This is a genomic window from Marinilactibacillus sp. 15R (genome assembly GCF_001895285.1).
Taxonomy (GTDB): Bacteria; Bacillota; Bacilli; order Lactobacillales; family Carnobacteriaceae_A; genus Marinilactibacillus; species Marinilactibacillus piezotolerans.
In genome coordinates this window covers 150,727-164,947 of the sequence record NZ_CP017761.1, presented here as the reverse complement: position 1 = coordinate 164,947, position 14,221 = coordinate 150,727, and the positions used below count along the sequence as shown (strand labels likewise).

Sequence of the window (14,221 nt, the reverse complement as noted above, 5' to 3'; positions counted from 1 at the left end):
TGTTTAAATTTTTTGAAAAATAGCAATATTTACTAAAAAAGACTGCATTATTTAGGAAGTCAATGTGACTTTCTAATATATGCAGCCTTTTGATTTAACTGTAGATTATTTCATCGAACGTTCATCTGGAACAATACGTTTTTTTAGTAACCATGAATGAAAGAACCATTCAAAAACAGCAATACCTGCTGAAGCTGCTAGGCTTTCCAAGAAGTAGCTTTCTCCTAAAGAAAGATACAGATAACTCCATAGAATCGCAAGTGCACCACCCATATCAACAACTGTAGCTACTATGTTGCCGATTTTTCTTAATACCAACAAGTCTCCGATAACATAAATCATTACTGAGACAATGGCGCCTCCAATTACAGCATCCATAAGTGGAATATTCCATATTAATGAAAGAATAATCCAAGCAATTAAAATAATTGCAATCAACTTTATTATCACTGCTTTGACATGTTTCATTTTTTCACTCCTTTTTTAAGATGGTTTTATCATATATGTAACTAAATGATTAAAAAATTGATAGAACTTGTTATTTCCATATAATAACAAATTAATTCTAGATAGAAATAAAATATAGAGATTTTTAAACTTATTGATTTAAACTCTGGTAAAATGGTAAAGTGATGAAATATTCATAGAAGAAATATAAGTTAGAGGTGAAAGCATTGAAAAAGGTACTTGTAGCAAATAGAGGAGAAATCGCTATTCGAATTTTTCGGGCGCTGACTGAACTTGGAATAAGCACAGTAGGTGTCTATGCTCAAGAAGACGAAAAAAGTGTTCATCGGTTTAAAGCAGATGAGGCATATTTAGTCGGAAAAGGGAAAAAGCCAATCGATGCCTATCTAGATATAGAAGGCCTGATTCATATTGCAAAAGATTCTGGAGCAGATGCAATCCATCCAGGATATGGATTTTTATCTGAAAATCTTGATTTTGCTAAAAGATGTGAAGAGGAAAATATCACTTTTATTGGACCAACAACAACTCAATTAGATGTATTTGGAGATAAATTAAAAGCTAAACAAGTTGCTCTTGAAGCAGGTATTCCAACGATACCTGGTACAAAGGATGCCATCCATTCTATTAATGAAGTCCTAGACTTTGCCAATCAGCACGGTTATCCAATTATTATGAAAGCCGCACTTGGTGGTGGTGGAAGAGGAATGCGAGTCGCTTATAATGAAGCAGAAGCTATAGAGGGATTCAAACGTGCACAAAGTGAGGCCATTGCAGCTTTTGGACGAGGAGATATTTATGTAGAGCGATATATTCAAAATCCAAAACATATTGAAGTACAGATTTTAGGAGATGCTCATGGAAATCTAGTGCATTTATATGAAAGAGACTGCTCTGTTCAAAGACGTCATCAGAAAGTTGTAGAAGTGGCACCTTGTGTAACTTTGTCTTCGGAAGTTAGAGAGAAGCTATGTCAGACAGCTGTTAAATTGATGAAGCACGTAGAATACGTAAACGCCGGGACGGTAGAGTTTTTACTTGAAAATGATCAATTTTACTTTATAGAAGTAAACCCCAGAGTTCAAGTTGAACATACTATCTCAGAAATGATCACAGGAATAGACATTGTTCAGTCACAAATTCTGATTGCTCAAGGAAAAGATTTGCATAAAGAAGTAGGCATTCCGTTACAAAAAGATATTCATCTGATTGGTGCGGCAATTCAATGTAGAATCACAACTGAAGATCCATTGAATCAGTTTTATCCAGATACTGGAAAAATCAATACTTATCGATCACCTGGTGGGTTTGGTGTCAGATTAGATGCCGGAAATGGATTTCAGGGAACAGTTGTTACACCGTTTTTTGATTCATTGCTTGTAAAAGCTTCTGTTCACGCAGTAAACTTTCCTGGAGCAATCCAAAAGATGGGCCGAGTGCTGAAAGAATTTCGCATTAGAGGCGTAAAAACAAATATTCCATTTTTGGCGAATGTTGTTAAGCATCCTGATTTCATTAGTGGAGCAGCTTCTACTACATTTATTGACGAGACTCCTGAACTATATGAGTTTCCTAAGGGTCAAGATAGAGGGAATAAAACGTTACAATACATTGGAAATGTAACCGTCAATGGATTTCCGGGAATCGGCAAAATCGAAAAACCTCGATTTGAAAATCCGAGAATGCCTGACAAACTGATTTTACCTAAACAAGAACTAGTTAGACCAAAACAGATTTTAGATCAGCAAGGTCCAGAGGCAGTTGCAAAATGGGTGCAAGAAACAGATGCGGTATTACTGACAGATACGACTTTCAGAGATGCGCATCAAAGCCTTCTGGCTACAAGAATGAGAACTAAAGATATGCTTGCAGTTGCAAAACAAATGGAGCAGGGAATACCCGAATTATTCTCAGTAGAGATGTGGGGAGGTGCAACTTTTGATGTTGCTTACCGTTTCTTGAATGAAGATCCTTGGGAACGATTAAGAAAACTGAGAAAGAAAATGCCGAATACATTATTCCAGATGCTTTTTAGAGGATCAAATGGTGTAGGATATGAAAATTACCCAGATAATGTCTTGGAGACATTCATTCAAGTTGCTGCCAAAAACGGAATTGATGTATTCCGTATATTTGATAGTTTAAACTGGATTCCTCAAATGGAAAAAAGTATCCAATATGTTAGAGACAGTAACAAAATTGCAGAAGCAACGATTTGTTATACAGGAGATCTAAACGATCCAGCGCAGACAAAATATACAATGGATTATTATAAACGCATGGCTACTGAACTAGAACAAGTCGGTGCGCATATTATTGCAATAAAAGATATGGCCGGATTGTTGAAACCACATGCAGCTTATCGATTGATCAGTGAATTGAAATCAGCAGTTGATGTACCAATACACCTTCATATGCATGATACAAGCGGAAATGGTGTTTATACGTACGGTGCGGCGATTCGAGCTGGTGTTGATATTGTTGATGTAGCACAAAGTGCTTTGAGCGGGAAAACAAGTCAGCCAAGTATGGGCAGTTTATACTATGCATTGGAAAACACTGATCGCGAACCGGATATTAACATTACAAATGTTGAGTATATTAATCGCTATTTTGAAGATGTTCGCAAGTTCTATTCTGTTTTCGAAGAAAGTATGCCAGCTGCATCAACTGAAGTTTACAAGCATCAGATGCCCGGAGGGCAATATACAAATTTGAAGCAACAGGCTAAAGGGGTCGGTCTAGAAGATAGATGGGATGAGCTGAAAGAAATGTATGCTGTCGTGAACAATATGTTCGGAGACATTGTTAAAGTAACACCTTCTTCAAAAGTAGTTGGAGATATGGCATTGTTTATGCTTCAAAATAATTTGACGGAACAAGACGTATTTGAGAAAGGGGAAAGCCTGAATTTCCCGAAATCTGTTATTAGTTTCTTTAGAGGGGATTTAGGAAGACCCGAAGGTGGCTTTCCAAAACGTCTCCAGAAGATTATTTTGGGAGATGAAAAACCGATTGAAGGACGGCCGGGAGATTATAGAGAACCTTTGGACTTCGATGCACTTACTCATGAGCTGAAAGAACAGCTTGATCGTGAGCCGAGTATCGAAGAAGTCCTTAGCTATGCCATGTATCCGCAAGTATTCAATGACTACATTTATTTCCAGAACACCTATGGAGATATAACGAAATTTGATACACCTTCATTCTTTTATGGTATGCGAACTGGAGAGCAGATCGAGATTCGTATTGAAAAAGGAAAAACACTTATTATCAAGCTTAATCAGATAGGAGACCCGGATTCAGAAGGAAATAGAGTCCTATATTTTGAATTGAACGGCCAAGGACGACAAATAGAGATTAAAGATAAGAGTATCACAAATACAAAAGCAGTCCGGAAAAAGGCTGAGCCTTCTAATAGAGGTCACATTGGAGCGACAATGCCAGGAGCTGTATTGCAGATTCTTGTTAAACGTGGAGACAAAGTCGAAAAAGGTGACCCAATAGTAATTACAGAATCTATGAAAATGGAGACGACTATTCGTTCAGGAATTTCAGGAAGTGTAGAACACTTATATGTTACTGAAGGAGATCAGATTGAAACAAGTGATTTATTAATTGAAATCGAGGCTAAATAAGCAACTTTAAAATTTAAAACTCAATATAGTGAATCTTGTAAGGAAATGCCATACTTTTACAATAAAAGTCGAGTAGGTTGAAATAGACTATGCGTATATTTATGGAAAATCCAAATGCAAGATTCACTTTTTTATTAAAAATTCCGAACAATTTAGAAAAAAATATAGAAATTGCTATGTTTTTAATCTAATAAGATGTAGAATGGATAATAAGGAAAAAGAATGTACGTTAACTAAATGAGGTGTCTGTAATTGAAAATAAAAAGAAGTGAAAGACTGATCGACATTACGCATTATTTACTTGAACATCCGCATACATTGGTATCGCTTACGTTTTTCTCTAAACGCTATGAGTCTGCAAAGTCTAGCATAAGTGAAGATCTTACGATTGTAAAAAAGACCTTCAGTGAACGAGGGATCGGAATTATTGAAACGGTACCTGGGGCAGCTGGAGGCGCCAGATATATCCCTAAGATGAAAAAAGAAGACATAGAAGGAATTATTCAAGAGTTATGTGATGAATTGAATCACTCTGAACGACTTCTTCCAGGAGGTTATGTTTATTTATCCGATATGCTGGGCCAACCGGATTGGTTGAGAAAAATCGGACGAGTGATTGCTTCTTTTTATATGGATAAGGAAATCGATGCAGTTATGACTGTCGCAACAAAAGGTGTGCCAATTGCACAAGCAGTAGCAACCTATCTTAATGTACCATTTGTGATTGTTCGTCGCGATTCTAAGGTAACTGAAGGTTCAACCGTAAGCATCAATTATGTATCAGGTTCTTCGTCTCAAAGAGTTGAAAAGATGGAGTTGTCTCGACGTAGTTTGAAACGCGGTTCAAGAGTCTTGATTGTTGACGATTTCTTAAAAGGAGGAGGTACAGTCAACGGTATGAAGAGTCTCATTGAAGAATTTGATGCAGAACTCGTTGGTGCTACTGTAATTGCCGAGAATATTTATCAAGGTGTCCGTTCAATCGATAATTATACAGCTTTGTTAAAGGTAGATAGTGTGGATGTTGAAAGCAGAACAATTCAAGTTGTTCCCGGTAATTTTATTGCCTATTTATAGTGAATAACAGAATATAAAAAAGGAGCTGCTCAGGCAGCTCCTTTTTTGACTAAATACTTAAAGTAAATCATCAGATCTTTTAGACCTTTTTTTATTTACTGTATGACCATGAGTATCTTCAAGTTCAGTAGGTATGCCTTCTTCGGATTGTTCAGATTCTAATGGAGGTTGCCCGCCGTTTGTCATGCTTTCTACAGCACCTGCAGAAGGGTATCACTGTTAGTGAACCCAAAGAACTGACAGCATCTGACCTGCCTTGAAATTAATCTGAAATTCTTCATTGAGATGTTGTGCTATTGGTACTACCGGAACGATCAGCATTAAAATTGTTCACTACAATAACAATCTCGCCTGCAATGAGATTATCTCTATATCGATAAAGTAATTCATTGTCTGCAGTGTAATTAGGATCATCAAAATGATGATCTTCACGAATTTTGAAAGCATCTTTGATCGATTGCCAGAAATTCTTATCATCTTCATGTGATTCTTTCGGGTCACTCATATTTGGTTCAGCGATATCAATATCTTCCGGATTATCTAAACTATTCATTCTTTTCTGATTTGTAAACAGTGTAATTTCATCTTTTAAATAGCCGTCAGTAATTAATCGTTTAATAACCTTGATTACTTCATCTTCTGTTTTATAACTACCTATGACGGTTTGATTTTTTCTCATGCTTTTTCCTCCTAATGTTACCTTTAAAAAATGTTCAAGAGTCATAATAAACTTGGTATAAACATAATTGTGACGAAAATGTGTCTGATTCAATATAGTCCTATTATAAAAGTACAGGTAATATCCTACAAACAAAACAACCTAGAAACTTGAAAAGAGAAGGGAGGTAAAGTATCATATAGTAAGGAATCTGCATAATACAGCTAAAAAATCAGAATCTAATATTAAGCGTAAGTTGACTAATTTATAAATATAATCTAAGACATAATAAATAGAATGGGAGTACTATAGTGAGTAAAAGATACACAGTAGTTTTAGCAGCAGGTCAAGGGACACGAATGAAATCAAAATTGTATAAAGTTATGCATCCGGTCATGGGAAAACCAATGGTTGGTCATGTGGTAGATGCAGCACATGCAGTCAAAATGGATCAAGTAGTAACTGTTACTGGTGTTGGAGCGGAAACTGTTCAAGATTATTTAGGGGATAAGAGTTCTTATGTACTGCAGGAAGAACAACTAGGAACAGCGCACGCAGTGAAGCAGGCAGCTTCAATCTTAAAAGATAAAGAGGGTACAACGCTTGTGATTTGTGGAGATACTCCGTTATTAACGGCAAAGACATTGACCGGATTAGTTGATTTTCATGAAAATGAAGGGGCCAAGGCAACTGTTTTGACAGCTCATGCTGATAATCCATTTGGTTATGGGCGTGTAATTCGCTCAAATGATGATGCGGTAGTTAAAATCGTAGAACAAAAGGATGCATCAGATGAAGAAGCTGCTGTTCAAGAAATCAACACAGGGACTTACTGTTTTGATAATAAAGCGTTATTTAATGCTCTGGAAAAAGTGAAAAAAGAGAATATCCAGGGAGAATATTATTTACCCGATGTGATTGAGATTATGAAAAAGCAAGGAGAATTAGTGGCTGCATTCCAATTAAACAATATGGACGAAGCGCTGGGAGTAAATGACCGTGTTGCTTTAGCTCAGGCTCATAAATCAATGAAAGAGCGTATCAATGAGCAACATATGCGTAATGGAGTATCAATTATCGATCCGGCAAATACGTATATTGAAAGTGATGTAAAAATCGGTCCAGATACAGTCATAGAGCCAGGCGTTTACCTTAAAGGAAACACAGTGATTGGAGAAGACGTACTGATTGGTGCTCACTCAGTAATCGTAGATAGTACAATTGGCAACAGTGTTAAAATTATAAGTTCTACCATTGAAGAATCAATTATGGGAGATGGTAGTGATATTGGACCAAACAGTCATTTAAGACCCCAAACGATTTTAAAAGAATCTGTTCATATTGGAAATTTTGTTGAAGTGAAGAAAGCTACGATCGGCAAGCACACCAAAATTGGACATCTAACTTATGTGGGAGATGCCGAATTGGGAGAAAATATTAATGTAGGCTGCGGAACGGTTTTTGTGAATTATGATGGAAAGAATAAGCACAAAATCGATATAGGAGACAACTCATTCATTGGATGTAATACTAACTTGATTGCGCCTGTAACAGTTGAGAAAAATACGTATATTGCTGCTGGTTCAACAATCACAGATACTGTTCCCGAAAATGCCTTGGCGATTGCTAGAGCTCGTCAAACGATAAAAGAAGGATATTTCACTAAAATGCCACAAAAAGATTAGAAGTCTCTCTTTAAAAGCGTTATTATTAAATAAGAATATTGATTTATCCCGCGCTTCATCATAAACTAGGAGATGGGAAAAAATAGAAACGCACAAAAAATTGGAGGCCGACATGTCCGAACATTATTCAGATCCAAAACTTAAGATTTTTGCTTTGAGTTCTAACGTGCCACTTGCAGAAAAAATTGCAAAAGACGTTGGAGTAGAATTAGGAGACGTATCTGTAAAAAAATTCAGCGACGGTGAGATTCGCATCAATATTGAGGAAAGTATACGTGGAGATCACGTCTATTTAATTCAGTCTACATCAGCACCTGCAAATGATCATTTAATGGAAGTGCTGATTATGATTGATGCATTGAGAAGAGCAAGTGCTAAGACAATTAATGTAGTTATCCCTTATTATGGTTATGCAAGACAGGATAGAAAAGCGAGATCTCGTGAACCGATTACCGCTAAACTAGTAGCGAATATGATCACACAAGCAGGAGCAGATAGAATATTAACGCTTGATCTACATGCTTCTCAGATTCAAGGGTTCTTTGATATCCCTGTAGATCACTTACTAGGAGCGTCACTACTTGCAAACTGGTTCTTGGATAAAGGGTTAGGTGGAGAAGATACAGTAGTTGTGTCTCCTGATCATGGTGGCGTAACACGTGCGCGTAAACTTGCAGAATTCTTGAAATCACCATTAGCAATTATTGATAAACGTAGACCAAAAGCAAATGTTGCAGAAGTTATGAATATCGTTGGGAATGTAAATGGAAAGACTGCAATACTGATTGATGATTTAGTTGATACTGCTGGAACGATTACCTTAGCCGCTGATGCACTGATTAATCAAGGTGCTAACGAAGTATACGCCTGTGGGACTCATGCTGTATTCTCTGGACCAGCAATTGAAAGATTAGAAGCATCACCAATTAAAAAAATGGTTGTTACAGATTCTATCAACCTATCAGAAGATAAAAAGATTGATAAAATTGCTCAAGTAAGTGTTGGAGAGCTTATGGGACATGCCATTAAACGCATTCACGAAAACCGCTCAGTAAGTCCGTTATTTGAGAAAAAATTTAAAAAATAAACTAAATAGCTAAAATAAGAGTCACTGGCCTAACTAAACAAATTAAACGATTATTTCTGATTATTATTAGTTTTTCTAAATGTATAATAATAGTGAGATGATTTTACTTTAGGCTAGTGTCTTTTGTTGGTCTTTTAGGGGAAAAGGAGCAGAACCAGTCATGCTTGATAAAATTAAATTTCATTTGAGCAAAATGAAACCACTAGATGCAGTCATCATTGTATGTCTTTTTGTAGCTTCTTTTATCCCACATGTGGTTTATGGTATCCAGTTGAGTCAGATAGATGAAGATGCTTTGGTCTATGCAACTGTTAAAATCTCGGGAGAAGAAGTTTATCGAGTAGAACTTTCTGAGGATACCCCTCATGAAACAATGACCTTTTACCCTGCGGAGGATCAATATAACATTATTGAAGTAGATGGAACCCGAATACGTAATAAAGAAGATAACAGTCCAGATCAAATCGGTGTCAGAAAAGGTTGGATTAGTAAACCAGGTGAGACTGCAGTAGTGCTGCCTCATGAATTAATTATAGAAATCCATGCAGAATCTCCTGATGGCACAGAGATTCAAGATGACGAAGAGGTTATTATTCCTCTTTAATTCAATAATAAAAAAACCACTGGCGAATTAAATAATCGTCAGTGGTTTTTTAATGGATTAAATTTAGTTGATTAAGACGCTGATACCTAATAGAATCACTTCAGCTCCAGAAAATAGAACTAAGTTTTTAATAGAAACAATAAATGTTTTTTCCTTTATTTGTGCTTGATTAAAGGTAGCTAAATTTTTATGAATTGGAATAAGTGTTAATAATACAAGTAAAAGTAATGGATGTAACCAACCTGTTAAAACGGATATTACAATAACGAGATATGCAGCATATACTAGTAAATTAAAGAGTTGCACACCAGTTTTTCTTCCGATGTAATAAGGTAGAGTATAACGATGGTTGGAAATATCCTGCTCAAGATCACAAAGATTGTTAGCTAGCATAATGTTGGCAATTAAGAAGACGGTTGGCAAGGATACGAAAAAAATAATTAATAGAGACCATAAGTTACCTGATATATTGAATTCAGGCAAATGCAAACTTAAATCCAGCAGTAGACTGTTATCTACATTAACAAATGCAATAATAAAGAAAATGCCAAAGCCCATTGTTAATCCGGAAATGACTTCACCTAGAGGCATTCTTGAAATCGGTACAGGACCGAAAGTGTAAAATATTCCAATCAGAAAACATAGTCCACCTATAAAGAGTAATAGAAGACTAGTCCGAATTACTAGAACGATCCCTAAAAGAGAAGCCAGCGTCAGCATGCTGAGAATTAGATAAATGACTAGTTTCTCTGATAATTTGGTTTGACCGATGATATTGACTTCTTCCTTATAGCCGGCAGCTTTTGCTTTCTGGTAGTCCATTAAGTTATTGATTGCCGTGGTCGCCATGTCGAACAACAGCATAGCAACAAAAAATATGAGGGAATTTGTTAAGTTAAAAACTTGAAAATAATAAATTGTAAACAGTAATCCTAGTAAGAAAGGAAATAAACTAGCTAATTTAGTTTTGATTTCTACTAGGTCTAAAAACGTTTTTGCCGTCATGATTAATCTCCATTCATTAATGTAAAATCATCATTTTTTAATTTAAAGTCTTTTAAGCCATCTGAAAGATATACTTTTTTATCTTTCGTAACAAACACGGCATCTACTCCGTCTAATTGATTGACATATTCCAGTCCACCTTCTAATCCTTTTGAAAATAAGGAAGTAGATAATCCGTCTCCATCAATTGAGCTAGTTGTTACTACGCTTACTCCGGCGAGCTCATTGTCAAAAGGATACCCAGTTTCCGGGTTCATTAAGTGATGATATTTTTTACCATCAACTTCAAGGAATCTTTCATAAACGCCTGAAGTTACCATAGATTGGTTACTGAGAGGAATAAAACCAATGATTTCCCCGCGTTCTTCAAAAGGATCTTGGATTCCTACTTGCCAGTCTTCATTTACATCTCTTGGGCTACTGCCCATAACAAAAATATTGCCTCCTAGGTCGATAACAGCTGTTTCAACATCGTTTTCGGTTAGTACTTTAACAGTTTCATCTGTAATGAAACCTTTTGCAATTGCTCCAAGATCAATTTTCATACCTTCCTCAGAAAGGTAAACAGTTTGATTCTCTTCGTTTAACTCTACTTTTTTGTAGTCTACTAAAGATAATGCTGTATCAATTTCAGCTGGTGAAGGTACTCGAGCATCGGGAAAACCAATTCGCCATAGATCTGTGATTGGTCCAATAGTTAGATCGAAACTACCTTCTGTTTTTTCGCTGTAAGTAAGAGCAGATTTAATAAGAGCAAATAAATCATCTGAAACTGGAACAGGCTCTTGCCCGGCCGCTTCATTGATTGCTTTGATCATAGAATGTTCTTCTTCATCTTCCGTTGTAATAAATTTAGCTAATTCTTTTATTCGGTCAAATGCTTTTGACAAGACTTCTTCTTTTCCTTGATCATAGATTGTCACACGTACCACAGTGCCCATTAAAAATTCTGTCTCTTCGTATGGTTGGTCAGCAAGCGTGCGCTCATCTTCAGAAACAGCAGAGTTACAGCCGCTGAGAGTAAGCAAAATTGATAATAACAAAATTATTCGAGTGTGCATTCTCGTTTTCATGTAAAAACTCCTCATTATAGATACTAGCTCATTTGATTTACATAAAAAAATGAGCCTTAGAATTATCTCTAAGACTCATTGTATTTATAGAAACGCTTTATTGCAATATTAAATTGACTTAATGCAAAGTCTTTTTATTATTCTGCAGCGTTGTCTACTTCGATCATTTCAGTATTGCCTTCTTCAGCAGCATCAATCAATTGTTCAGAATATTTGATAAAGCTTTCTGATGACTGAGTAGCACCTGATACAACATCAACTTCTGAAGGATCTTGAACTTCTACTAATTGGCTGTTTAAATCAGGAAGATAATCAGCTGGACCAACGCCAACTTTTTCTGACATAGCTTCTTGGTAGCCTTCGTCTTCTGATTTCAAATCTCCAGCTTCATTTTTGTAGTCATAGTTTGATTCAGTGATTTCTCCACCGTCTACTGTCATATCGAAAACTACACGCCAGCCATTTTCATCGAAGTTTTGTTCTTCCAATGAATAAGTACCGTCTTGTAATTCACCTGTAGCTGCTTGGTCTTCTGATTCTTCAGTAGTTGATTCCTCAGTTGTTGTTTCTTCAGTATCTTCAGCTTCATCTGAATTACCACATGCTGCCAAAATTAATGTTGATGCAAAAAGTGTTGTTGCGAATTTGAAACTTTTCATGATTTTCATGGTGTCCCTCCAATAGGAATTTAGTTTTAGCTTACGAGCATTTACTCGCTTGCAAATTAATTTACAAACATAGTATACCTTTCTAGTTATCGTTTGTCTATACTTTCACAATAAATTATTTTTATTTATCTATTTTTTAATATAATTTTCATATAAATAGAAAGCCTATTCATGTTTGATTATATGCTATTTTAAAAGTTTTAAAATAATTTAAAAATAGTCTAGACAAATGCTTATTAATTACGTTATAATTAATTCGGAATAATTGTGAAATAATTATCAAATTATTTGATGTTGGAATCACAATAGAATTAGCTATTATAAAAGGAGTATACCAATATGCCACAGATTAACATTGTTGTTGTTGGAGGCGGGTTTGCAGGGGTATCTGCTGCGAAATCACTCTCGAAAAAATTGAAGAAAAATAGTGATGTAGTGATCACATTAATTGATCGTCATCCTTATCATACTTACATGACTGAATTACATGAAGTTGCAGGTGGACGGGTAGAACCTAGCGCTATCCAGTATGACTTACAACGTTTGTTCTCTAGAAGAAAAAATGTTCAGTTGGTGACAGATAACGTAACAGAATTAGATCACCAAAATAAAACTGTTATTACTGAAAATGGTCAATATGCATATGATTACCTTGTTTTAGGTATGGGTGGAGAAGCAAATGATTATGGCACTCCAGGTGTTAAAGAAAATGGATTTACTCTTTGGTCATGGGAAGATGCAGTTCGTATTCGTCGTCATATAGAAGATACAATAGCTGCAGCTGCCAGAGAACGAGATGCTGAAAAAAGAACAGCTATGTTACGATTCGTTGTATGTGGTTCTGGATTAACTGGTATTGAAATGGTTGGGGAACTAATTGATTGGAAACCAGTACTTGCGGACAAGTATCACATCGATGAAAGTGAAATTGAATTGGTCGTTGTAGAAGCATTACCGGAAATATTGGCAACTATTCCTCGTGTTAGTTCAAATAAAGTAGAAAAATATTTAACGAAGAAGAAAGTTCGTATATTGAAAAATGCTCCAGTTGTGAATGTAGCTCCAGATAATGTAGAGTTGAAAACAGAAGAAGACTTACCTACACACACACTTATATGGGCAGCTGGAGTCAAAGCTAATACAGACACTGACGAGTTCGGTGGAGAAAAAGCTAGAGCTGGAAGACTTGTAGCAAATGAGTTTATGGAAGCGAAAGATCTAGAAGATGTTTATGTAATTGGTGATCTTGTATATTATGAAGAAAATGGGAAACCCACTCCACAAATCGTACAGGCAGCTGAACAAACAGGACATACTGCTGCTAAAAATATTGTGGCAGCCATTGAAGGTGGAGAAAAACATCCACATGAATCAAATTATCAAGGGACTTTAGTTTCAGTAGGCTCTAAATATGGGGTAGCTTATTTATTCGATAAAATCCATTTAAGTGGATTCTTCGCAATATTAATGAAACATATCGTCAATCTTAAGTATTTTATTGACATTAATTCACTATATTATCTAGTACAATATGTGTTCCACGAATTCTTCCACATTAAGAATAAACGAAATATTTTCCGCGGACACTTATCAAGATACGGGAATGTATTATGGAGTGTTCCTTTACGTGTATTTTATGGTAGTATGTGGTTAGTAGAAGGATTGAAGAAAGCCTTCGGTATACTTGGAGCAGAAAGTTGGTTTGGCGATACGGTTTCTTTACCATTCTCATGGCTACAGGAACCTACATCTGGTGCTTCCGAAGCAGTAGTAGAAGAGGTGGCAAAACCAGTATTTGGACTAAGCTATGCATATGGAGAAGAACCGATGATGATTTTTAAAGAAGCTCCAGGCTGGTTTGAAAGCATTATGAAAATAATGATTCCTAATACAGAAATGGCGTTATTCTTCCAGAAATTTATGACTTATGTTGAAATTGCTATAGCTTTAGCACTGATCTTTGGGTTATTTACTTGGTTGACAAGTGCCGCAACAATTGGGCTTGTAATATCCTTCGCTCTTTCAGGTATGTTCTACTGGATTAATATATGGTTTATCTTTGTTGCAATTGCATTGATGAATGGATCAGGACGTGCATTCGGCCTTGATTACTACGTGATCCCATGGATTCAGAAAAAAGCTGGATCATGGTGGTATGGAAAAGAAAAATCTCTGTATTAACCCTTAACGTATAGTTGAATATTGAGTATAATAGTAGAGAGAGGAGGCAGGTTTGCAGACTTGCCTCCTCTCTCTAT

At 36.0% G+C, this 14,221-nt stretch carries 12 protein-coding genes; 6 read left to right on the top strand and 6 right to left on the bottom strand.

What is annotated here, in order from left to right; translation table 11 throughout:
- Positions 1–105: 105 nt before the first annotated feature.
- Positions 106–468, bottom strand: a complete 363-nt coding sequence (locus BKP56_RS00715) for a DUF2512 family protein (protein WP_072693278.1) — start codon at positions 466–468, stop codon at positions 106–108.
- Positions 469–674: 206 nt separating this feature from the next.
- On the opposite strand from BKP56_RS00715, the gene BKP56_RS00710 reads away from it, so the two are divergent.
- Both BKP56_RS00710 and purR read left to right on the top strand, forming a co-directional pair.
- The gene (locus tag BKP56_RS00710) at positions 675–4,106 is read left to right on the top strand and encodes a pyruvate carboxylase (RefSeq protein ID WP_072693277.1); all 3,432 of its coding nucleotides are present in this window, start codon (positions 675–677) and stop codon (positions 4,104–4,106) included.
- Positions 4,107–4,358: 252 nt separating this feature from the next.
- Positions 4,359–5,183, top strand: coding sequence for a pur operon repressor (gene purR / locus BKP56_RS00705; RefSeq protein WP_072693276.1), 825 nt, complete (start codon positions 4,359–4,361; stop codon positions 5,181–5,183).
- Positions 5,184–5,240: 57 nt separating this feature from the next.
- Here purR and BKP56_RS14110 read toward each other — a convergent pair whose 3' ends face one another.
- Entirely contained in the window at positions 5,241–5,369 is a 129-nt protein-coding gene (locus BKP56_RS14110) for a hypothetical protein (RefSeq protein WP_257786580.1), read from the bottom strand.
- A 91-nt stretch (positions 5,370–5,460) separates the two neighbouring features.
- The gene (locus tag BKP56_RS00700) at positions 5,461–5,862 is read right to left on the bottom strand and encodes a general stress protein (protein ID WP_072693275.1); all 402 of its coding nucleotides are present in this window, start codon (positions 5,860–5,862) and stop codon (positions 5,461–5,463) included.
- Between the two features lie 290 nt (positions 5,863–6,152).
- Between BKP56_RS00700 and glmU the strand changes: the two genes are divergently transcribed.
- From glmU to BKP56_RS00685, 3 genes are all read left to right on the top strand, one after another.
- Positions 6,153–7,526, top strand: a complete 1,374-nt coding sequence (glmU, locus tag BKP56_RS00695; RefSeq protein ID WP_072693274.1) for a bifunctional UDP-N-acetylglucosamine diphosphorylase/glucosamine-1-phosphate N-acetyltransferase GlmU — start codon at positions 6,153–6,155, stop codon at positions 7,524–7,526.
- 112 nt (positions 7,527–7,638) lie between these two features.
- Positions 7,639–8,613 (top strand): ribose-phosphate diphosphokinase, encoded by a 975-nt coding sequence (locus BKP56_RS00690; protein WP_072693273.1) that lies wholly within the window; start codon positions 7,639–7,641, stop codon positions 8,611–8,613.
- A 160-nt stretch (positions 8,614–8,773) separates the two neighbouring features.
- Complete coding sequence (locus BKP56_RS00685; RefSeq protein WP_072693272.1) at positions 8,774–9,217, top strand: NusG domain II-containing protein; 444 nt, start codon at positions 8,774–8,776, stop codon at positions 9,215–9,217.
- 63 nt (positions 9,218–9,280) lie between these two features.
- Here BKP56_RS00685 and menA read toward each other — a convergent pair whose 3' ends face one another.
- The 3 genes from menA to BKP56_RS00670 form a co-directional block, all read right to left on the bottom strand.
- Positions 9,281–10,222, bottom strand: coding sequence for a 1,4-dihydroxy-2-naphthoate polyprenyltransferase (gene menA / locus BKP56_RS00680; RefSeq protein ID WP_072693271.1), 942 nt, complete (start codon positions 10,220–10,222; stop codon positions 9,281–9,283).
- A gap of 2 nt (positions 10,223–10,224) precedes the next feature.
- A complete protein-coding gene (locus BKP56_RS00675; protein WP_083540422.1) occupies positions 10,225–11,295 on the bottom strand; it encodes an FAD:protein FMN transferase in 1,071 nt (356 codons plus the stop codon).
- A gap of 137 nt (positions 11,296–11,432) precedes the next feature.
- On the bottom strand, positions 11,433–11,963 hold the full coding sequence (locus BKP56_RS00670) for an FMN-binding protein (RefSeq protein ID WP_072693270.1): 531 nt from the start codon (positions 11,961–11,963) through the stop codon (positions 11,433–11,435).
- A gap of 339 nt (positions 11,964–12,302) precedes the next feature.
- On the opposite strand from BKP56_RS00670, the gene BKP56_RS00665 reads away from it, so the two are divergent.
- Positions 12,303–14,144: an FAD-dependent oxidoreductase gene (locus BKP56_RS00665; protein WP_072693269.1), complete on the top strand. Its 1,842-nt coding sequence runs from the start codon at positions 12,303–12,305 to the stop codon at positions 14,142–14,144.
- Positions 14,145–14,221 lie beyond the last annotated feature (77 nt).

Bases quoted from the DNA above. Each gene is read 5' to 3' on its own strand.
- BKP56_RS14110 (WP_257786580.1), bottom strand. From the start codon at position 5,369: ATGACAAACGGCGGGCAACCTCCATTAGAATCTGAACAATCCGAAGAA.
- BKP56_RS00685 (WP_072693272.1), top strand. From the start codon at position 8,774: ATGCTTGATAAAATTAAATTTCATTTGAGCAAAATGAAACCACTAGAT.
- menA (WP_072693271.1), bottom strand. From the start codon at position 10,222: ATGACGGCAAAAACGTTTTTAGACCTAGTAGAAATCAAAACTAAATTA.
- BKP56_RS00700 (WP_072693275.1), bottom strand. From the start codon at position 5,862: ATGAGAAAAAATCAAACCGTCATAGGTAGTTATAAAACAGAAGATGAA.
- BKP56_RS00665 (WP_072693269.1), top strand. From the start codon at position 12,303: ATGCCACAGATTAACATTGTTGTTGTTGGAGGCGGGTTTGCAGGGGTA.
- BKP56_RS00690 (WP_072693273.1), top strand. From the start codon at position 7,639: ATGTCCGAACATTATTCAGATCCAAAACTTAAGATTTTTGCTTTGAGT.
- BKP56_RS00675 (WP_083540422.1), bottom strand. From the start codon at position 11,295: ATGAAAACGAGAATGCACACTCGAATAATTTTGTTATTATCAATTTTG.
- BKP56_RS00715 (WP_072693278.1), bottom strand. From the start codon at position 468: ATGAAACATGTCAAAGCAGTGATAATAAAGTTGATTGCAATTATTTTA.
- BKP56_RS00670 (WP_072693270.1), bottom strand. From the start codon at position 11,963: ATGAAAATCATGAAAAGTTTCAAATTCGCAACAACACTTTTTGCATCA.